Source organism: Kribbella sp. (assembly GCF_035655035.1).
Taxonomy (GTDB): domain Bacteria; phylum Actinomycetota; class Actinomycetes; order Propionibacteriales; family Kribbellaceae; genus Kribbella.
The window spans coordinates 1-20970 of the sequence record NZ_DASRVN010000276.1; the positions used below are offsets into that span (position 1 = coordinate 1).

Genomic DNA, 20970 nt, shown 5'->3' on the forward strand with positions numbered 1-20970 from the left:
TCGCATCGCGGTCGACTTCGCGGATTCGACGAGCCCGCCGACGTTTAGCTTCCAACCATCGAAGAGGTTGGAGGCGTGACATGGTCAGGCCACCACTGCCCATCGGGACCTGGGGCGAAGTTTCGACCTGGGGCGCGCAAACCGACCACAATGGCAAGGCCGTCAAGCACCTGCTCTCGTCAGGTTCCTCCGATGGCTGCCACAGCGGCGTGGCCGTGCGCGGAAACGCCTTTGCCACCCGCGGCAGTTCCGACAGCTGATCTCACCGGAGCAGCCAACGCTTCAGTGCGTCGTTGCCCATGTCGGCGCCGTCAAGATGGCGCAGCCGACAGGCGTCAACGATGCTGCACTCAGAGGGAGTAGATCCCGATGCTACGGCCACCCCCGGTGTCCAGCACGTCCCGGGGAACCGCAATGTCCAGCTCGGCCGGGATGTTGTCGATCAGGTGATGCCTGGCCAGCGCCGAGCGCACGCAGATCGTGGCCGGCGTCGCAGCACACGTCCCGCGCGGGAGAACCTAAACACCAACACCCATGTGTAGGGGAATTCCGACCGAAGGGTTCTCTCCGATTCTCGCGAAATTTCGGGGCTAGAGCGTGTCCTTGACGATGGCGCCCTCCTTCATGATCGCCGCGAAGGCGGTCTCGGGGGTGGCCAGCAACGTGATGTCGTCCAGTGGATTGCCGTTCACGAGGATGAGGTCGGCGAGTGCGCCTTCCTCGACGACGCCGAGGACGCCGGGGTACGGATTCCGGGCAGCCGACAGTGACAGCAGTTCGGCGTTGGTGATGGTCGCCATCGTCAGTACCTCGGCCGGTGTGAACCAGCGGGCCATCTTGGCGAGCTGCTTGCCCTGCTTGACGGCGAGTGCGGGATCGAACAGGGTGTCGGTCCCCCACGCCAGCCGTACGTCGTGCTTCTTGGCGAGCTCGTACGCCGTTTCTGTCCCGGTCACCATCTGCTCGAACTTCGACCGGCTTCCTGGCGGGACGGGAGGTGCGTCTTCGTCGTCCAGGAAGGGCTGGAGCGACCACCAGACGTCGTTCTGCGCCATCAGTTCGGCGGTCTCGTCGTCGAGCAGTTGGCCGTGTTCGATGCACTTCACCCCGGCCCGGATCGCCTGCTGCACTGCGCGCGGCGTGTAGGCGTGCACCATCACGTACGTTCCCCAGTTCTCCGCGGCATCGACCGCCGCGCGGAGCTCGGCCTCGGTGTACTGCGTGACGTCCAGCGGATCGTAGGACGACGCGACGCCGCCGCCCGCCATGAGTTTGAGCTGCGAGGCGCCGAGCATGAGCTGCTCCCGCGCGGCCTCGAACACGGCGCTGACACCGTCGGCGATGCGGACGGCACCCACCAGTTCCGCATGGCTCAGGTGGCCGGTCCGGCCGCGGGGGACCTCGTGCCTGGTCCGGAAGTCACCGTGCCCACCGGTTTGCGAGATCATCGCGCCGGACGGGTAGATCCGCGGCCCCGGCACCAAGCCGGAGTCGATCGCCTGCTTGAGCCCGAACGCCGGTCCGCCGGCGTCCCGGACCGTGGTGAATCCGCGCAGCAACGTCTCGCGCGCCGTCGTCGCGGCGACGATGTGCAGGTACCCGACATCGCCGGTCATCGCGGTCATCAGCGGAACCGAGGCGAACAGCGAGTGCCAGTGGGCGTCGATGAGTCCCGGGATCAGGATCCGCCCCTCGCCGGGTACGACGCGCGCACCGGCAGGGACGTCGGCAGTCGGCGAGATCTCGCCGATCATCCCGTCCTGGACGACGACCTGCGTCGGGTCGCCGACGCTGCCGCGACGGACGTCCAGAACACGCACCTGACGAAAGACGATTGGCTGTCCCTGATCCGAAGTCACGTTGGTACCTCCTTTCTGGAGCGTAGGACCGCGGTGACCCGGTCTGCTCACCCGATCTGGAGGAGGAAACCGTCACCCCGAGCGGTCACGCTCCTGGTGGCGCCGGAGGAGTCCATGGACGACACACGCAAGGTCAGGACCGTGGTGGCGGTTGTCCTGCTGGTGGCCGGGTGCGTCCTGGCACCAGCGGCGGTCGCGGGTGCGTGGGCACGGACGCAGGTGACGAACACCGACCGGTACGTCGAGAACGTCGTACCGCTGGCCGCTGACCCCCGCGTACGCAATGCGGTGGCCGACCGGATTACGGACGTGATCCTCCGGAACCTGCCGGAGCGGATCGCCAACGGTGCCCGCGGCGTCGTCCGGGGCCAGGTCGGTCAACTGATCGAGAGCGAGACGTTCCAGACGCTGTGGCGCAACTCCAACCGGACAGCGCACCAGCAACTGGTCAACGCGCTGAGCGGCCGGAACGGGCCTCTCGGTGTCAACGGGAACACGGTCAGCATCGATCTGGGTCCGTTCGTGGCGGCGGCCAGAGACCGGCTGGTCGCGGCGGGGTTCAGTTCCGCGGCACGGATCCCGGACGTCCATCAGAGCTTCGACCTGTTCTCCTCGCCGGACCTGTACCGAGCGCAGCGCGGCTACCGTCTGCTGGACCGGTACGGGGTCGTCCTGCCGATCGTCGCCGGCGCGTTGCTTGTCCTCGGCCTCGGCCTCGTCGTCGATCGCCGCCGTGCGCTGATGGGCGCCGGAATCGGTGTGGCTGTCTCGATGGTGGTGCTGGGCATCCTGCTGGCGATCGGCCGGCAGCACTATCTCGACCGCCTGCCGGCCGAGCTCAGCCGGGCCACCGGCGCCGCCGCGTTCGACATCGTGACCCGATCCCTTCGCACGGCACTCGTGGTGATCTTCCTGATCGGACTGGTAGCGGCCGGCGCGGCCCTGGTCGCGGGCCTCGTCATCCGGCGTCGGTCGGGTCGAACGGCGGGACCTGCAGGACCTCCAGAATATTGACCCCGAGCATGTCGAGGTGGTTCAGGATGCCGGCCAGCGCGGACTGATCGGCAAGGTACCCGTGGAGCACGGTCTGCACCGGCTCCGGATCCACCGCCAGCGCGGGAAACGCTTCGGTCAGCTCGTGCGACAACGTGCCCTGCACCCGGATGACGTAGTGGCCCATAGCAACGCCCCTTTCCCGGCGAGACCCACTGTTCCGGAGCAGCGGCGCCACGGCATCACCCTTCCCGGGCGATGGGTGGCCCGAACGACGTCAGCTCCCCCGGATCGTGGGAGGACGGCGCGCTGATCCGACGGCACCGTGGTGGAGTGGCAGACCACTCACCCCGACCGCAACCGACCCACAAGGCTGCGCGGCGCAGGGTCCCGAAGACGCTGGTCCGCGTGGGCAGGGTGTTGCTTGTCGCCGTCGTCGCCTGGTTGTTGCTGCGGCTGCTGCGGGCCGTCGACTGGAGCCGGGTCGGCTACGCGATGACCCACCTGAGCCCGTGGCAGATCCTGGTGCTGCTGCTCGTCCTGCCGATCCGCCGGTTCGTCCTCGCGACTCCGCTGGCACTGTTCGTGACCGGCCTCAGCGTTCCGCGGGCGATGGTCAACGACGTCGCAGCGTCCTCGGTCGCGACGATCGCGCCGTCGCCGGGCGATGTCGTCGTACGGCTGGCAATGCTGCGGTCGTGGGGCATCGACGCGAAGGCGGCCGCGTCCGGGCTGACGCTCAGCACGCTGATGTTCTACATCGCCCGGCTGGCGGCGCCGGTGCTCGGATTCCTCGTGTTCTGGATCGGCCGGTCCTTCGACGCACGTCTCGGCTGGGCGGCACTCGTGTTCGGTGCGGGGGCCGCCGCACTGCTGGTCGGGCTGATCTACGCCGTACGGGCAGAGCGGACCGCCGCGGCGCTTGGACGGTTGCTCGGTTCGTTGATCCGCAAGGTCCGGCCGTCGGCCAACGGACCGGAAGAATGGGCTGAGCGGCTGGTCGACTTCCAGGCCCATAGTGCAGGGCTCTTGAAGGCGCACGGCCGACTCGCGGCCGTCAGCTTGTGCGGTCTGGTCGTTGTCGAGGCCGGGGTGCTCATCCTGTGCCTCGCCTTTGTCGGCGTCCCGATGAGCGGCGCCACCGTCCTGCTGCTTGGCTGCACGTTCCTGGTGACCTATCCGCTCACCGGCCTGCCGCTGATGGGCGCCGGAGTGCTCGACGCGAGCTACGCGGCGTTCGTCTCGTCGCACAGTGACCTGGAGGCAACGACGCTGGTCGCCGGACTGCTGGTCTGGCGGGTCGCTGTCCAGGTCGTACCGGTCGTGGTCGGCCTGCTGACGCTCGTCCGATGGCGCCACCTCAATCGAGGGACGGTCAGCCACCGTGCGAGGTGAGTTCCAGGGCCGGGGAAAGGTTCCAAGTACGCCTCAGGTGACGCTGACCTCGGACGCGAGCAGGTCCAGACCGAGCTGCCGCGACAGGTACTCCGCCGCGAGGCGGCCCTTGACACTGTTGCCAGCAGCATCCAATCTGGGCGCGAACGTCCCGAGCGCGCCCTTGCCGGGCGACACCGTGACCAGGCCGCCACCGATACCGCTCTTCCCCGGTACGCCGACATCGAGCAGCCAGTCTCCCGAAGTCTCGTACAGGCCCGCGATCGTCATCACCGCCAACGTGACCCGGGCGATGTCCGGATCCACCACCCGCAACCGCGTCGTCGGACAGACCCCGCCATCCGCGAGGGTCGCTCCCATCACCGCGAGATCGACCGCCGTGACCCGCAGACAGCTCTGCCTGGTGTACAGGTCGATCGCGATCTCCGCATCGCCCGCCAAACCGCCGACGGCGTGCAGGAGCGCCGCCAGCGCGCGGTTGCGATGGTTCGTGGCCAGGGCGGAGGCGAGCGTCTCCTCGTCCATCACCAGTTCATGTCCCGCGAAGCCGGCCAGTCCGTCGAGGATGAACCTCCATCGGGCGTCCGGTGAATCGCCGGGCACCAGGCCGGCCGTCGCGATCGCGCCGGCGTTCACCATCGGATTCGTACGCCCGGTCGCCGACTGCTCCACCGCGCGCAGCGAGTTGAACGGGAGCCCGGTCGCGTTCACACCGACCAGCTCACGGACGGCACCGACGCCGATCGCCTGACAAACAAGCGCGAACACGAACGGCTTGGCAACGCTCATGATCGTGAACGGCCGCTGCGACTCCCCGGCCTCGAACAGCCGGCCGTCGACGGCGGCCACGCACAGACCGAAAGCGTCCGCCTGCGCACGCTGCAGCACCGGGTAGACATCGCTCACCGCACCGTCGTCGACACCACGGAACGTCTCGTACGCCGTACGCACGAGCTCCTCGACCCTGGTGGCCGTCGGCAGGCCACCGGTCGAGACATATCTGTCCGCGCCGGGCATCTCAGAACGACCAGACGAGCGGGATGACGAGGAGCGCGGTCACGAGCCACCAGAGCATCACCGGCAGCCCGAGTTTCCAGTAGTCGCCGAAGCGGTAGCCCGCGGGACTCATGATCATCATGTTCGCGGCCGTGGAGATCGGGGTGAGCAACGAGGCCGAACCGGCCACCGCGATCAGCATCAGCACGGGCTTGACCGACGTACCCGTGCCCGCCGCCGCGGCGACGGCGATCGGCGTGACGATCAGCACCGTCGCGGTGTTGCTGACCACCTGACCGAGGATCGCGGTGAGCACGAACAGGCCGAGCAGCAACAGGTACGGGCGTCCCGGGCCGACGGCGTCGACGATCAGGCCCGCGATCCGATCCGCTCCGCCGCTCGACCGGATCGCGTCCGACAACGGGATCAGGGCGCCGATCAGGACGACGATCTGCCAGGAGATCGCCCGGTACGCCTGCTGCGGCCGGACGACCCGGGTCAGCACCATCGCCGTCGCCGCGAGCAGACCCGCCATCGCGGCCGGTACGGCGCCGGTCGCGAGCAGCACGATCATCACGGCCAGGATCGCGACCGCGATCGACGCGTTGGCGCCCCAGGGCACCGCCTGGCGCCGCACCGTCTGCGGCGAGTCCACCAGCAGGATGTCCCGGTCCTTGGTGAGCTCGTCCAGCGCCGCCCAGGCGCCGTGCACCAGCAGCGCGTCGCCCTCGGCGAGCTGGGTCGGCCGCTTGCCGCGGTCCTTGCCCATCCGCTGGACCGCGACGATGACGAGGCCGGGTCCGCGGCGCATGCCCGGGAACACCGTCTCACCGACCAGCGACGACCGCGGCGGGATGACCGCCTCGACCACTCCGGCCTCGCGGGTCATCAGGTCGTCAACCGGTGTCATGGCCACGGCGAGCCGCGCGTCGGCCGTCAGGCTGCTCACGTGCGCGTTCGCGCCGGTCACCACCAGCACGTCGCCGGCATCGAGCGCCGCGGTGTCCGGCCGATGCCGTCCGTGGACGTCCTGGACGCCCGCGATCTCCACGCCGGGGTACGGCGAGAGGTCGAGGTCGCGGACCTGCAGGCCCACCAACGGCGACACCGCGCGGATCCGCAGCCGATAGAAGCCGTCGGCCAGCGCGGCGTAGTGGGTGTCGAGGGTGTCGGCGTGCAGGGCGAGATCCGCGACCGGGTGTGCGGGGCGGGCGTTCGGCAGCAGTCGCGGACCGGCCAGCACCGAGATGGCGATCGTGCCGACGACGAGCGGCACCCCGACCACCGCGAAGGCGAAGAACGGGAAGCTGCCGGCCCCGGCGTCGTGCGCCGCCTCCGAGACAATGATGTTCACCGGCGAGCCTGTCAACGTGAGCAGCGATCCCGAGCTGCCGACGAAGGTCAGCGGCATCAGCATCCGCGACGGCGGCTCGCCGGCCCGGATCGCCAGCATGACCACGAGCGGTAGCAGCGCCGCGACGGCGCCGTTCAGGGTGATCAACGCGGTCAGAACCGCGCACAGGGCGGTGACGGCGACCAGCAGCCGGGCTCGCGTCGTACCGGCGTACCGGACGATGGTCTGTCCGACCCAGGCGGTCACGCCGGTGGAGTCGATGCCCTCGCTCACCACGAAAAGCGATCCGATCAGGATGACGACCGGATCGCCGAAGCCCGCGAGCACGGCGGGGAAGGCAACCAAGCCGGTCGCCCACAACACCACCGCCGTGAGCACCGCGACCACCTCGACCGGTAGCCGGTTCCAGATGAACACCGCGACGACGAGCCCGAGCACCATCAGGCTCAGCGTCGCGTCGTCCATGACTGTTCCCTAGTGCAGGTGGACCGGTGCGGACGGGCCCCACGGGATGCCGATCAGGTACCAGACGACGTAGAACAGGGTCCAGCTGATCAGCACGATGCCGGTGTAGGGGAGCATCATCGAGACCACGGTGCCGATACCGGCCTTCTTCCGGTACTTCTGGCACACCAGGACGATGAACGGCAGGTACACCATCAGCGGGGTGATCACGTTGGCCGGACCGTCGCCGACGCGGTAGGCCGCGACCACGGTCTGCGGCGCTATGCCGAGCCGGTAGAACAGCGGGATGAAGATCGGCGCCAGGATCGCCCACTTCGGAATGACCCCGGGCATGATCAGGTCGATGACGAAGACCAGCAGGATGAAGCCGATCAGCAACGGCAATGCCCCGATGTCCGCACGCTCGAGCAGGTCGGCCAGTCCGGTCGCGGCCAGCGTCGACATGTTCGTGTAGTTGAAGTAGGCGATGAACTGGGCGATCAGCAGCATCAGGAAGATCAGTCCGCCGAGCCCGTTGAAGGTCTTCACGATCGCGTTGATCACGTTCGTGCTGCCGGTCAGCGACTTCGCGCCCTGGCCGTAGCCGAGGCCCGCGGCCAGGAACAGCATCGAGATGATGAAGAGCAGGCTGCTCATGAACGGCGACGAGCCGAAGATCTCACCGGTGTCCGGGTTGCGCAGCGGGGCTCCGGGGACGAAGGTCAGCGCCGACACGATCGCGACGGCGATCAGCAGGTAGTAGACCGACCACCGCAAGCCGCGGGACTCCAGCCGCATCTCCTCGTCCGTCGGCTGGTGGTCGACCGGGGCGTCCTCGGGGGCCTCGGAGGGGTCGTACTTGCCGAGCCGGGGTTCGAGGATCCGCTCGGTGATGACGGTCATCACGACCGCGCAGAAGATCGTCGCCGCGATGCTGAAGAAGAAGTTGTGCGTGACATTGAGATGGACATCCGGCGCGACCAGCGCGATCGTCTCGTTGGTGACCTCGGTGATGATCCCGTCCGCCGGAGTGATCAGCACGTTGACGAAGAACGCTGCGCTGACCCCGGCGTACGCCGCCGCGATGCCGGCCAGCGGATGCCGGCCGAGGGAGGCGAACGCGGCCGCACCCAACGGGATCAGCACCAGGTAGCCGGCGTCGGAAGCCACGCTGGAAATGCCGCCGAGGAGGACGATGATGAACGTGATCAGCCCTCGCGGCGCGACCTTGACCATCTTGCGGATCAGGGCCGCGATCAGACCGGCCTCCTCGGCGACGCCGACGCCGATCATCGCGACCAGGATGACCGCGACGACACCGAAGTCGTTGAAGTTCTGGACCGCCGTGGTGAAGATGTAGCGGATCCCGTCACCGGTCAGCAGGCTCGCGGCCTTGATCGTCTCGTGGTGCACCGCGTAGTCCGGCACGGCGGGGGCCGGCGGCGCGTCGTTGCCCGCGACGCTCGTACCGCCCGGGTACTGCGGTGCGACCTGGACCGTCGAGGGTTCGACGACCTCGGTCGTGACGCTGGTACCCGTCCAGGCAAGGATCTGGGAGAGCACGATCACCAGGAAGATCAGGCCGAGGAAGATCAGCGCCGGGTGCGGAACCTTGTTGCCGACCTGCTCGATGCCGTCGAGGACCCGCTGCATCCGGCTCTTCTTGGTCGGCGTTTCCCCCTCCGCCTTCGCGTTCACGATCCCGCTCCACCGCTCGCCGGTGGCGTGAACGACAGCGCGAACTCGATCAGCAGCTTCGTGCCGAAGCCGGTGGCGCCCTTGTTCCGCCAGGTCCGGGCCGCCGGAAGCTGCGCGGTGCCGGCGATGTCGACGTGGGCCCAGGGATGCCCGTCGACGAACTCCTCGAGGAACAGTCCGGCGGTGATCGACCCCGCGTTGAGGCCGCCCATGTTCGTCAGGTCGGCGACCTCCGAGTCGAGCTGCGACCGGTACGGCCGGTGCAGCGGGAGCTCCCAGACCGGCTCGTCGGTGGCATCACCGGCGCGCCGGAGCTGCTCGACGACGGCGCGGTCGTTGCCCATCACACCGGCGATCTCGACGCCGAAGGTCCGCAGGCACGCGCCGGTCAGGGTGGCGATGTCGACGATCGCGTCGACCGGCTCCTCGGTCGCCAGCGCCAGCGCGTCCGCCATCACCAGGCGCCCCTCGGCGTCGGTGTTCAGCACCTCGACCGTGGTTCCGTTGCGCATCTTCAGGACGTCACCGAGCTTCAGCGCCGAGCCCGAGGGCATGTTGTCGGTACACATCAGGTAGCCGGTCACTGCCGACGTACAGCCGAGATCGCGCAGCGCCGTCATCGCCGCGAGCACCGCCGCCGCACCGGTCATGTCGTTCTTCATCTGCGCGTGCGACTCGTCACTCGGCTTCAGGCTGATGCCGCCGGAGTCGTACATGATTCCCTTGCCGACCAAGGCGATCCGGCCGGTCGGGTTCTCGGGCTCGTACCGCAACCTGACCATCCGGGGCTGGTCGACACTGCCCCGGTTGACGCCGAGCAGTCCTCCGCAGCCCAGCTCGATCAGCTGCTGCTTGTCGAAGACCTCCACCCGCAGTCCGGCCGGCGGGCCGACCTCGAGGGCGACCTCGGCCATCCGTTCCGCCGAGAGCGTGCTGGCCGGGCAGTTCGCCAGATCCCGTCCGAGGCAGTACGCCGCAGCGACGACCCGGCCACGATCCACCCCGGCGCGGGCGGCCCCGGCGTCCTCGTCGGCGGCGACCACCGTCAGCGACTCCAACGTCGACTCGTCCGCGCCCCGGCCGACGAAGTACCGCCAGCGGGCGAGCAGCACGCCCTCGGTCACGGCCTGCGCGAAGTCGGTGACCGAGATCCCGGCGTCCCGGGACGGAACCTCGATCGCCAGGCGCCGGTGCCACGGAACGGCCCGGGCGAACTCCGCGGCCAGGTCGCGGGCGAGCGTGGCGTCGATCTGGTCCGGCGTACCGATCCCGACCGCGACCCGGACCGGACCGCCGCTGCGCGGTTGCACGAGGGTCTGTCCGCGGCTGCCGGTGAAGCCGGCCGCTGCCAGGCCCGCAGCGTCGATGCTGAGCTCGGCACCCGGCTCGGTGCCGGCCGCCACCGGAACCGCGAGCGCGTCGGCCTCGGCTTCGGCCTGCTTCAGCGAAGCCACCCCGACGGCCGGCCTTCGCCGGGTCGAGGGAATCGGATCGAAGTCGTCCGGGATGGTGTGCACGAGACCTCCTCCAGCGAACTCTTGCCAACCCGCCGCGGACTGCCGCGAACGGCTCCGTCAGGACTGCAGGGCCTGGACGAGCTCTTCCTCGCGCTCGCGCGTCAGATTGGTCTGCAGAATGGTCGGGCTGTACGGCTTCAGCGCCTCGACGACCCGGTCGACGGTGGCCGACCGCGCCAGCAGGAACACGGCGGCATGGCCCTCCTGCAACTCCTGGCCGATCTCCTTGATCAGCTGGTCGCTGACACCGATGTCGGTCAACTTGCCACTGATCGCGCCGCTCGCCGCACCGACCACCATCCCGGCGAGCGGGTTCAGGAAGATCAGGCCGATCAGCGTCCCCCAGAGTGCCCCGCTGGCGGCGCCGATCCCGGTCAGGTTCACGGCCTGCTGAATGCGTACCTTGCCCTTCGCATCCTTGTACGCGATCGCCGCGTCCTCTCGCTGCAACAACTGCTGCTTGGCCAGGTCTTCGGTGAGCTGCACGACGCGCTCCGCGTCCTCGCGGCTGTCCAGACCGAGCACCACCAGATGGGTCATGTCGGGTTCCTCCCGGGGATGGCGCGCCGAAGGTGCGCGCCGACCGCCCCATCCCACCAACGCGCCGCGCGGCCGTCCTCCTCCGATTAAGGTGATCCTGAGAAATTCGGGTGAGGTCCGGCGTCGGCGATCAGTCGCGTGTGCGGCGCACCCTCGGGACCCGCGCCCCGATCCAGACGGCGACGGCGACCAGCAGACCGATCCCGACCAGCCAGCCCCACAGGCCCTCCGAGACGGGGCCGAGCCGGCCGACGCCGAAGCCGCCCGGGTCCTTCGAGGTCTGCAACGCGACGATGTACGCGATGATCGCCCGCTTGTCCTCGGGCAGCAGGACAGCGTCGGAGAACACCGGCATCTGCTGCGGCCCGGTCAGCATCGCCTGGTACATGTTCCGCGGCGTGGTCGACATCAGCGACGGCGCGTACCGGCCGTTCGGCAGTGCGCCGCCGCGACCGGCGAAGTTGTGGCACGCCGTGCAGTTCGTGCGGAAAAGCTCCCCGCCCCGAGCGATTTCCTCCTGGGTCGCCTTGCTGACGTCGTACGACGCCGACGCCGGGATCGCGGGTCCGGGCGCCAGCGAGGCGATGTACGCCGCCAACGCCGCGATCTCGTCCTGGTTGTAGACGGGTGGCTTCTGCGGTATTTGTGCTCCGGGCTGAGCAGCCGGCATTCGGCCCGTGCCGACCTGGAAGTCCACCGCGGCCGCACCGACCCCGATCAGCGACGGACCGGCCATCCGGCCATCCGCGTTTGTTCCACCGTCGGCGTGCAGTCCGTGGCAACTGGCGCACCCGACCGCGAACAGCCGCCGGCCCGCCTCGATCTGCTGGGACTGCGGGCCGTCCGCTCCGGCGGCACCACTCGGGACCAGCGCGGCGTAGACCAGCCCGACGGCGACCAGCGCAGTACCGATCACCGGCAATCTGAGCCTGGACCTGAATCTCGGCCCGAGCAGCCGTCGCGGTGTCACACCCTCCATCTCCGCACCTCCTGGATGCCGCGGAATCCAGCAGAACCAAGCCCGAAGTTCTTGGGATCACCCGAATCGGGCGAGCCGGGTCAGCGGGAGTCGCGTTCGGCCTGGCGCCGGCTCCCGAGCGCGCGGGTGGATGCGTCCTTCTTGAGGCCGCCCGTGGTCTTGGCAGTACGCGGCCGTGGGTTGGTCGCCGCGGGCTTACTCGCAGCTCGTTGCGTGCCGGACGGCTTCGCGGCCGCGAGTGCCGGGCGGGCCGACCTCCCGGCCTCGATCCGCTCGGCCCGCAGTTCCATCGACGCTCGCCGCGCGGCGGCTGCAACTTCACGGCTCACCGTCGCGAGCACCGACTCGAACAGTTCGGCCTTGTCCCGGTCGCGCTGGTTCCGCGCGTACGACAGGCCTCGACCGCCGGCATCGGCAACGGCAGCGCTCGCACCACGCCGGTAGTTCTTCACGTACTTCGTCCGCACGCGGCGAGTGCGCTGATGCAGGTCCAGCAACTCGTCCTCGTCCAACTGCTTCAGTGCGTCCCGCTCGGTCTCGGCCACCAACAGACGCTCGGCCTCGGTCAACGAGTTCAGCAGGCCCCGATTCATCCCAGTCTCCTTTGTCCGCCGAATGCCCTGGTAGGCGGTCCGGTAGCAGATGCTGTCTGTGACTCCATCACCGGTGCCGGCTGCAGCAGGCCGACGCCGCGTGCGACCCGAAGAGCCGCGGACCGCTTCTCCACACCGAGCTTTCGGTAGAGCGCCATCAGATGCGTCTTCACCGTGTTCTCGGTGATGAACAACGCCTTGGCGATCTCGGTGTAGGAGTTGCCGAGCGCGAGCTGGTCCAGGACCTCGGCTTCCCTCGCCGTCAGACGGATCCGCGCACCGTTCACGACCGCGCTGAGCCGGCGAGGCGCCACGGCGTGCAGGTCCGGCCTGGTCTGCGCCAGCAAGGTCACTCCGCCGGCGCCGGTCGACCCGCTCTGGTACCCGGACAGCCTCTCGAGCGCGATCGCGGCGAACGGATGCGAGTTCGGAGTCACGACGTACTCGCGGAGCAGGTCGAGGAAGACCGGCTCACCGGCGGCGGGGATCAAGGCATGCACGATGCGCTGCGGAGCTACTCGATTGAGGGTGTCCACCAAGGATGCCTCGGCGGCGACGGGGTCGCCCGCGCGGACCAGCAGAACGGTCCGGAACGACACCGCCGCTGATGCGACCGGTGGGTAGATGCCCGGGCGCACCAGGACGCTGTCGATCATCGACACGGTCGCCCGCAGGTCACCCTGCCTGACCGAGAGCATCGCCCTGAGCAATTCGGCCTCGGAGCCGCTGCCGACCCGGTCGAGCTCCGCGAGTTGCACCATGGCGCCGTCCTCGTCCCCGATCAGCACCGCCAGCCGGAACCGCAACAGCGCGCGATCACGCACCAGGAACGACGGCAGCGGACCGACCGCGGCGGGATCGGCGGTCAACTCGGACAACGCCTCGTCGAGCCGGCCGTCCTCGATCAGCAGGGCGCTCCGGAGCATCGCGCGCAGCGCGGCGATCACCGTGTCGGACTCGGTTGCCTCCGTCCCGGCGACGAGCTCGTACCACCGCCGGGCCTCGTCGCGTCGCAGGTCGCTCAGGGCCGCGAATCCCAGCGCCACGCGGGCGCGTACGGCGTACTCCCGCGGGAGCTCGTCGCCGCACAGGTCGAGCGCTTCCCTGGCGGACCTGGCGGCGTTCCGCATCTGGCCGCGGATGCACTGCACGACGGCGCGGTGCACGAGTCCGCCGGCGATCAGCCTGGCATGCACCGCCATCCGTGCCGAGACGAGCGCCTCGTCCAGGTGTGCCGACGCACTGTCCAGATCGCCGGCCCAGATCTCCGTGGCGGCCAGCTCGATCAGCAGCCAGGCCAGCCGCTCGGGTCCGAGTACGGCGTCGTTGCGTCGGCCACCCGCGGTCCGCTCCAGCGCCAGGAGGGACCGGGTCCGGTCGATCGCCGCGTGGACGTCGTGCCAGCCGTACCGCGATTTCCACAGGCTCAGCAGGACCGCGTCCGCCGCGAGCGCGTCGTCATCGGGTGTCGGCTCCGCCGCGTCCCGCTCGTCGGTCAACCGGTCCGCCGCGGCCGCATCCATCATCGCGCCGGCCACGTCACCGCAGACTCGCCGCATCAGGCCGCGGACTCCGGTCAGGTGCGGGTGGGTCTCGAGGTAGTCGGCGGGCAGTGCCTCGAAGGCGGCGGCGACCAGATCCAGTTCGCCCGCCGCGAGCAGCTCCGGCCCGCGGTCCAGCACGATCCGCGCCACGAGCTCCGGATCCTCCGCGCCCAGCGCACTGCGCAGCGCGCCGACGCTGTCGCCACGGTTCTCGTAGTACAGCGCGGACCGGTGCTGGGCGGCCGCCACGGTCCCCGCGCATTCCGCGCTGCCGGCGACCTTGCGCCGCAAGAGCTCGACGAGCAACGGGTGGTACCGGTACACCGGCTCGCCGCCCGCACCGTCAACATAGGCAGTCACCAGCAATCCGTTGCCCGCCAGCTCGCCGAGCATCGCGGGAGCATCCGAGTCGTCGCTCAGCATCGCCGCCAGCTCACCGGTGACCGACGGGACTCCGAACGTGCTCAGCAACATGGTCTGGACGCGCTCGTCCAAGGTGCTGACCGTTTCACCGACGAACAGGTCGAGCACCGGGCCCTGATTGACCAGGGACCACGCGACTTCGCCGGACGCCGCGAAGGCCCGGGCGGCAAGGACCAACGCGGCCGCCCAGCCCGCCGTCCTGGCCTGGAACAACTGAATGTCCTCGGTCGTCGCCTCGGCGGCGTGCGCCTTCACCAACTCGGCGGCCTCGGCGTCGGTGAAGCGCAGGTCCCGCGAGCGTAGCGTCAGCGCCAGGCCCTTCAACTCGAGCTCCGGGACCGGCAGCGGCAGGTCGTACCGGGTGGCAAGCACGATCCGCAGCGAGTGCGGCGACTTCCGCAGTACCAGCGCAAGATCCACCAGGATGGTTGCCGACAGCAAATGGCCGTCGTCGACGACGGTCAGGCCCGGAGCCGGCGGGTCTCCGTCCATCGCCTGTTCGAGAAGGCGCTCCAGCGAACTCGCCGCGTGCCCGCCGATCCACGTCACCGGCGTGCCGGACGCCCGCCGGCGGGTCACCCAATCCGACAGCAGAACCGTCTTGCCGGTGCCGGCCGGTGCGACCAGCAGCGTGAGTGACGACCGTGCGCCGAGATCGAGCGCGGCATGCAGGCGCTCCCGGACGACCAAGGTCGACGGCGGACGCGGGATACCGCCTGCCGCCCGTGGATCCCCTGACTGGTGCTGCCGGCCGATCAAGGTCACCTTGGTCGCCCTCCCCTGGCCCGACGTACTGCCCTTTCTTGACCGATGTCACCTGGTCTTGAACTCTGCCGTTGCCCAGCGCTCCGAAATACCGAGACTAGCCGGTCTAAACCGATTCCGGCAGTGGCCTTTCACGATCACCACCAGGACCGGCGACTCGCTCATGCGTTCGACTCCGGCGCCGGATCGAGAATCGGACCATGGTCCGCCAGCACCTGTCGAACATCACTCCGAACTGGTACGCCTCAACCGCGCCCGCAGCAGAGCTAGCGTTGCAGGTAGAGGTGGTGGGCTTGTTCGAAGCGGAGCTCGGTGGTGTGGGCGACGACGTACGCGCCTGCGGCGGCGATGGCCAGGCCGGCGAGGATCGGGGCCAATCTCCATCGTTTCGGTGGCGGCGGTGAGTGCAGCAGCGCGGACACGCGTTCACTGACAGCACCTTGAGCAACCGCGAGGCCGCGGGAGGTTACAGCGTCGGCGGGGACTCTTGCGGTGGCCAGCGCGGCTCGGGCGATCGCCCGGGCGGCCGTACGGCGGTCGCCGGTGGTGGTCGCGGCATCCTCATCCGCCCAGCGTTCGACAGCCGCGCGTACGAAGCTGGTTGTTGACCTGACCAACGGATTGGCGGCCGCCGACAGTTCTGCGAGCGCGATGTAGAGGTGGTGCCGGTGCCGCAGATGAGATGCCTCGTGGGCCAGGAGGACGCGGCGTTCGTCACGATCGAGCGCCGTCAGCAGTGCGGTGGTCACCACGATCTGCCCACGCCAAATCCCCGGTACGGCGTACGCGGCAGGATGCGCATCGTCGACAACTCGCAAGCCGCCGGCGGACCGGGTACCAGCGCGGCAGGTGGCTGCCGCCGACAGGAGGTCGGCAGCGATGACAACGGCTCGACGGCCGCCGCGGGTCACCGCGACCGCGGTCGCCAAGCACGCAAGCAGTCCGAGCCACGACGGAATCGTGTCGCGGTGCAGCAACAGCGGCTGGGACCAGCGTCCCATTGCGGCCACGGGTGCGAGCTGGGCAAGGAAGTCGAAGCTCAGCACGGACAGGACGAAGCCGGCGACCAGGGTGGCGCCGATGCTCGTGAGACTGACCGCACGGACGGCGACAGCCGGGTGCAGGCGGCGGCCCGCCAGCGGTGCCGCCAGGCCGAGAACAGCGCTTGCCACCAGGGATACCGCGGCGGCGACCAGCAACGTCATGGCCCCGGGCTGTCCTTGTCGGCGTCGAGATCCCGCAGCAGGGACACCAGGAGTTGCTCGTCCTCGGGCTCCAGCTCGGCCACGAACCTGGTCAGGGCGACGTTGCGATCCGTGCCGGCGTCCAGCAGCCTGCGCATCCTCCGCGCGGTCACCGATGCGTCCACCGTCTGCTGATCACCGGCCGGCCGGTAACTGTACGAACGGCCCACGCGTTCGCGGGTCAGCGCACCCTTCTCGGACAGCCGGGCCAACGTCGTCATGACCGTGGTGTAGGCCAGCGCGCCACCCAGCTCGGTGTGCACCTGGCGCGGCGTCATCGGCCGCCCGGCAGCTCCGAGCGCGGCCAGAATCTCGGCTTCGAGCGCTCCGCGATCACGGCGCCGAGGACTTCCCATGTTGACCGACCACCTCCATCTACTACACGATTAATAGTAGTACGTCGATCGCAGCTGCGATCGACCCACCCGCACAGAAAGTCTCTCCGGATGACCGGGCTCACTTATCTCCAAGCGGTCGTGATCGGCCTGCTGCAAGGCGTCACCGAACTCTTCCCGATCTCGAGCCTAGGTCATTCCGTCCTGGTCCCGGCGTGGATCGGTGGGAGCTGGTCGCAGCTGGTCACCCAGTACGGAACGACCGAGAGCGAGCAGTCGCCGTACCTGGCGTTCATCGTCGCTCTGCACGTCGCCACCGCGCTCGCGCTGCTCTGGTTCTACCGCCGTGACTGGATCGCCGTCATCGGCGCGTTCTTCACCACGCTGCGCACCCGCAAGGTGCAGACTTCGACCGAGCGACTGGCCTGGCTGATCGTGATCGCGACGATCCCCGTCGGTCTGACGGGACTCCTCCTCGAGCACACGTTCCGCGTGCTGTTCGCCAAACCCCTGGCCGCGGCGATCTTCCTGACCATCAACGGCCTGATCCTGTTCGGCGGCGAACGGCTACGCCGCCGGGCCGACCAACGGGCGCTGGTGGCGGCGGAGTCCAAGGTCTCGGCCGAGCCGGCCGCGGACCACGCCGTGGTCCAGGGCGGTCCGAGCCGCCGGCTCGAGACGCTCGGGTACCGCGAGGCCGGCATCATCGGCCTGTTCCAGACGCTGGCCCTGCTGGCCGGTATCTCACGCTCGGGCATCACCATGGTCGGCGGCCTGGTCCGCGGACTCAACCACGAGGATGCGGCCAAGTTCTCGTTCCTGCTGGCGACCCCGGTCATCCTGGCCGCCGGCGTACTGAAGATCCCGTCGCTGTTCGGCCCGGCCGGTGCCCACATCCACGGTCAGGTGATCGTCGGCGCCGTGGTCGCCGGACTCGGGGCGTACGCCAGCGTCCGCTTCCTGACCCGCTACTTCACCACTCGCACCCTGATCCCGTTCGCGGTCTACTGCCTGGTGGCGGGCGTCATCTCCGTGATCAAGTTCGTCTGAGACGCGCGGTCGTTCGCATGGCATGATCCGGTGGTGGGGTTGCTTTCGGGTACGACGTACTTTCCGCCCGCCGGCCGGGAGTACCTGGCCGACCTGATCGCGGCGGCCAGGGCCGGTCGTGGCGGTTCTGTCGTCGTACGAGGTGAGGCCGGCATCGGCAAGACGACGCTGCTGCGACACGTCGTGGACGGTCAGAGCGGCGTGCGGGTGCTGTGGGTGAACGGGGCCGAGTTCGAGAAGGACTTCGCGTACGCCGCCGTCCATCAGCTCACCCTGCCGTTGCACGACCGGCTCGGCGGGCTGCCGGCCCGGCAGGGGGACGACCTGTCGGTGGCCTTCGGGCTGGGCACCGGCAGCGCGCCCAGCCAGTTCGCCGTGGCGCTCGCGCTGCTGGGGCTGTTGTCGGACGCGGCCGGTGACGGGCCGGTGGTCTGTGTCGTCGACGATGCGCAGTGGCTGGACCGGGCTTCCGCTCAGGTACTGGCGTTCTCCGCGCGCAGGATCGCCGCGGAGCCGATCGCGATCCTGTTCGGGGTACGGGACCCGCACGGTGTCGACGAACTCGACGGGCTGCCGGAGTTGCCGCTGTCCGGGCTGTCCGACCAGGCGGCGCGCGACCTGCTGGCGTCCAGGGTTCCGGTACCGCTGGACGACCAGGTGCGCGAACGGATTCTCGCCGAGGCGCGCGGTAATCCGCTGGCGCTGGTCGAACTGCCGCGCAGGCTCGGTGCTGCCGGGCTGGCCGGTGGGTTCGGGCTGCCCACCCCGGCGTCGCCGCCGAACCGGATCGAGCAGAGCTACCGGGAGCGGGTCTCCCGGCTGTCACCCGACGCCCGGATGCTGCTGCTGATCGCAGCCTCCGAGCCGCTCGGCGACCCGGGCCTGCTGTGGCGGGCGGCGGATCTGCTCGGCGTACGGCCCGACGCCGGTACCGAGGTCGAGGCGGCGGAGCTGATCGAGTTGGGCGGACGGTCCCGGTTCCGGCATCCGCTGGTGCGCTCGGCCGTGTACGCCGCCGCGTCGCCGGCCGACCGGCGGCTCGTCCATGGCGCGCTCGCCGAGGTCACCGATTCGCGGACCGACCCGGACCGGCGCTCGTGGCACCGGTCGCAGGCCACTCCCCGTCCCGACGAGGACGTCGCGGCCGATCTACTCCGCAGCGCCGAGCGAGCACGGCGACGGGGCGGTGCAGCCGCGGAGGCCGCGTTCCTGGAGCAGGCCGCCGCGCTGACGCCCGAGCCGCGCCTTCGGGCCACGCGCAGCCTCGCCGCCGCGCGGGCCGCGCTGGAAGCCGGCGCCTTCGAGACCGCGGTCACGCTGGTCGAAGCGGCCGGGAACGGACCGCTCGACGACGCCGGCCAGGTCGAGGCCGAGCTCGCCCGCGGCCAGGCGGCGTTCTTCCGCGACGGCGCCGCCGACGCGGTCGGCCATCTCATCCGGGCTGCCGAGCTCGACCCGGTCCGGGCCCGGATCCATCTCCTCGACGCGCTGCAGGCGGGGCTCGTCGTGGGGCGGTCCTCGGATGCCTGCCGTATCGCTCTCGAAGCAGCGCTGCGCGCACCCGCAGTACGAGAGAACGCCTCCGCTGCCGACGTCCTGCTGGATGCACTGGTCGGCTACCTCGACGGCGATCTCACGGCAGTACCGGTGCTGTCCCGCCTCCTGTCCGAGGTGTCCGACCCGGTATGGACGCGGCGCCTGTCGCTGGCGGCGCTGCTTGCCGTCGACCTGTGGGACTTCGCAGCCGAGGAACGGCTCGCCGCCGACGCCGTCGCGGCCGCCCGGCGCAGCGGAGCACTGCTGATCCTTCCGGTCGGACTGTGGATGCAGGCGATGGCCGCCTCCCAGCGCGGCGACCTGCTCGACGCCTCCGCCATGCTCAGCGAGGCCGACGGCATCGCTGAGGTGACCGGGGTACCGGTTCATTGGTACGGCCACCTTTATGTCGCGGCCGTGCGCGGACGGCCCACTGAAGCCAAGACGCTGATCGATCAGGTCCTGGCCGAGTCGCGCGACCGCCGGAAGGGCCTGTTGACCGCGATGGCTCACGGCGCCGCTGCGTTCTATGCCAACGGGGTCGCCGATCATCAGTCGGCGTTGGAGTCGGCACGGCTGGCCTTGGCCGACGGCGACCTGGTCACGAGCAGTATGGCGCTGCCCGAACTGGTCGAGGCCGCGATGCGCTGCGGACAGGACGCCCTTGCAGGCGAGGCGTTCGCCCGGCTGGACGAGCACGCACGGGCTGCGGGAACGGCCTGGGCGCTGGGAGTACGCGCGGCCCTCGGCGCGTTGCTGTCGGACGACCCGGAGGCCCTTCACGCCGAAGCGGTGGACAGACTGGCCGACAGCGGCATGCGGGTCTGGTACGGGCGGGCCTTGCTGCACCAGGGCGCGTGGCTGCGCCGTGACGGCCGCCGTCGCGAGGCCCTGAACGCCTTGCGCGCGGCTCACGAACTGTTCACCACGATGAGCGCGGAGGGATTCGCCGAACGAGCTCGAGTGGAGCTCGCCGCCGCCGGTGAGCAGGCCAAGTCGTCCACCGACGGGGTGATGGAGGTACTCACCGGCCAGGAGCTCAACATCGCCCGGCTGGTGGCGACCGGGGCCACCTCTCGCGAGGTCGCCGACCGGCTCTTCCTCAGCCCCCGGACGATCGACGCCCACCTGCGCAACATCTTCCGCAAGCTCGACATCACCTCGCGCCGGCAGCTCACCGAGATCCTCACCTAGCGAATCTAGGTGACGGTCTAGGCGACTTTCACCGAAGAGCGGCCGGGGCTCGCGACCCGAGACTCGGTCGTATGGACAACCTCCCCCGCGACGTCGACCGGACCGCCCCTGTCGTCGCCGGCCACGAACTGTCGATCAGCGCTCCCGCCGCCGTCGTGTGGGAGCTGCTGACCGCGGTCAGCAGTTGGACGTCCTGGCAACCCGACATCGTCGCCGCCCGCGGACCGGTTCCGCTGACGGCGGGTGCGACGTTCCACTGGGAGACCGCCGGCTTCGACATCGCCTCCACCGTGTACGTCGCGGACGCGCCCCGGCTCCTCCGCTGGGGTGGCCCGACGCAGGGCATCACCGCCGTACACGAGTGGGTGCTGACGCCGACCGGACCCGGCACGACCCTCGTCGTGACCGAGGAGTCGTGGGACGGCGAAGTGGTACGAGCAGACGCCGTCAACATCCAGCAGGCCCTCGGCGAGTCCCTCGTCCAGTGGCTCGGGCACCTCAAGTCCGCCGC

The 20970-nt window shown here is 69.7% G+C and carries 17 protein-coding genes; 5 read left to right on the plus strand and 12 right to left on the minus strand.

Annotation, left to right across the window (positions count from 1 at the left end):
* Positions 1-590: 590 nt before the first annotated feature.
* Complete coding sequence (locus VFF46_RS15905) at positions 591-1820, minus strand: metal-dependent hydrolase family protein (RefSeq protein ID WP_325037890.1); 1230 nt, start codon at positions 1818-1820, stop codon at positions 591-593.
* 153 nt (positions 1821-1973) lie between these two features.
* Between VFF46_RS15905 and VFF46_RS15910 the strand changes: the two genes are divergently transcribed.
* Positions 1974-2873: a hypothetical protein gene (locus VFF46_RS15910; protein WP_325037891.1), complete on the plus strand. Its 900-nt coding sequence runs from the start codon at positions 1974-1976 to the stop codon at positions 2871-2873.
* Here VFF46_RS15910 and VFF46_RS15915 read toward each other — a convergent pair.
* Positions 2818-3039: a hypothetical protein gene (locus VFF46_RS15915; RefSeq protein ID WP_325037892.1), complete on the minus strand. Its 222-nt coding sequence runs from the start codon at positions 3037-3039 to the stop codon at positions 2818-2820. The two genes, VFF46_RS15910 and VFF46_RS15915, sit on opposite strands and share 56 nt — an antisense overlap.
* A gap of 221 nt (positions 3040-3260) precedes the next feature.
* Between VFF46_RS15915 and VFF46_RS15920 the strand changes: the two genes are divergently transcribed.
* A complete protein-coding gene (locus VFF46_RS15920; RefSeq protein WP_325037893.1) occupies positions 3261-4247 on the plus strand; it encodes a lysylphosphatidylglycerol synthase domain-containing protein in 987 nt (328 codons plus the stop codon).
* A gap of 33 nt (positions 4248-4280) precedes the next feature.
* Here VFF46_RS15920 and glsA read toward each other — a convergent pair whose 3' ends face one another.
* The 10 genes from glsA to VFF46_RS15970 form a co-directional block, all read right to left on the minus strand.
* Positions 4281-5264 (minus strand): glutaminase A, encoded by a 984-nt coding sequence (gene glsA / locus VFF46_RS15925; protein ID WP_325037894.1) that lies wholly within the window; start codon positions 5262-5264, stop codon positions 4281-4283.
* 1 nt (position 5265) lies between these two features.
* The gene (locus VFF46_RS15930) at positions 5266-7062 is read right to left on the minus strand and encodes an SLC13 family permease (RefSeq protein ID WP_325037895.1); all 1797 of its coding nucleotides are present in this window, start codon (positions 7060-7062) and stop codon (positions 5266-5268) included.
* A gap of 9 nt (positions 7063-7071) precedes the next feature.
* Positions 7072-8739, minus strand: a complete 1668-nt coding sequence (locus VFF46_RS15935; RefSeq protein WP_325037896.1) for an AbgT family transporter — start codon at positions 8737-8739, stop codon at positions 7072-7074.
* Entirely contained in the window at positions 8736-10256 is a 1521-nt protein-coding gene (locus VFF46_RS15940; protein WP_325037897.1) for a leucyl aminopeptidase family protein, read from the minus strand. Before VFF46_RS15940 ends, VFF46_RS15935 begins: the two co-directional genes overlap by 4 nt.
* 57 nt (positions 10257-10313) lie before the next feature.
* Positions 10314-10796: a DUF1269 domain-containing protein gene (locus VFF46_RS15945; RefSeq protein ID WP_325037898.1), complete on the minus strand. Its 483-nt coding sequence runs from the start codon at positions 10794-10796 to the stop codon at positions 10314-10316.
* 130 nt (positions 10797-10926) lie between these two features.
* Positions 10927-11775 carry a c-type cytochrome gene (locus tag VFF46_RS15950; protein WP_325037899.1) on the minus strand — a complete coding sequence of 283 codons (849 nt, stop codon included), beginning with the start codon at positions 11773-11775 and terminating at the stop codon, positions 10927-10929.
* Positions 11776-11855: 80 nt separating this feature from the next.
* Positions 11856-12368 carry a hypothetical protein gene (locus VFF46_RS15955; protein WP_325037900.1) on the minus strand — a complete coding sequence of 171 codons (513 nt, stop codon included), beginning with the start codon at positions 12366-12368 and terminating at the stop codon, positions 11856-11858.
* Positions 12365-15100, minus strand: coding sequence for a helix-turn-helix transcriptional regulator (locus tag VFF46_RS15960; RefSeq protein ID WP_325037901.1), 2736 nt, complete (start codon positions 15098-15100; stop codon positions 12365-12367). The genes VFF46_RS15955 and VFF46_RS15960 overlap by 4 nt, the downstream gene beginning before the upstream one ends.
* A gap of 266 nt (positions 15101-15366) precedes the next feature.
* Positions 15367-16305: a M56 family metallopeptidase gene (locus VFF46_RS15965; protein ID WP_325037902.1), complete on the minus strand. Its 939-nt coding sequence runs from the start codon at positions 16303-16305 to the stop codon at positions 15367-15369.
* Entirely contained in the window at positions 16302-16700 is a 399-nt protein-coding gene (locus VFF46_RS15970; protein ID WP_325037903.1) for a BlaI/MecI/CopY family transcriptional regulator, read from the minus strand. Before VFF46_RS15970 ends, VFF46_RS15965 begins: the two co-directional genes overlap by 4 nt.
* Before the next feature lie 90 nt (positions 16701-16790).
* Here VFF46_RS15970 and VFF46_RS15975 point away from each other — a divergent pair, with 90 nt between their 5' ends.
* The 3 genes from VFF46_RS15975 to VFF46_RS15985 form a co-directional block, all read left to right on the plus strand.
* Positions 16791-17729, plus strand: a complete 939-nt coding sequence (locus tag VFF46_RS15975) for an undecaprenyl-diphosphate phosphatase (RefSeq protein ID WP_325037904.1) — start codon at positions 16791-16793, stop codon at positions 17727-17729.
* A gap of 33 nt (positions 17730-17762) precedes the next feature.
* Positions 17763-20459, plus strand: coding sequence for an AAA family ATPase (locus VFF46_RS15980; RefSeq protein WP_325037905.1), 2697 nt, complete (start codon positions 17763-17765; stop codon positions 20457-20459).
* Between the two features lie 71 nt (positions 20460-20530).
* Positions 20531-20970: SRPBCC family protein (locus VFF46_RS15985; RefSeq protein ID WP_325037906.1), on the plus strand; the 440-nt coding region annotated here is incomplete at its 3' end.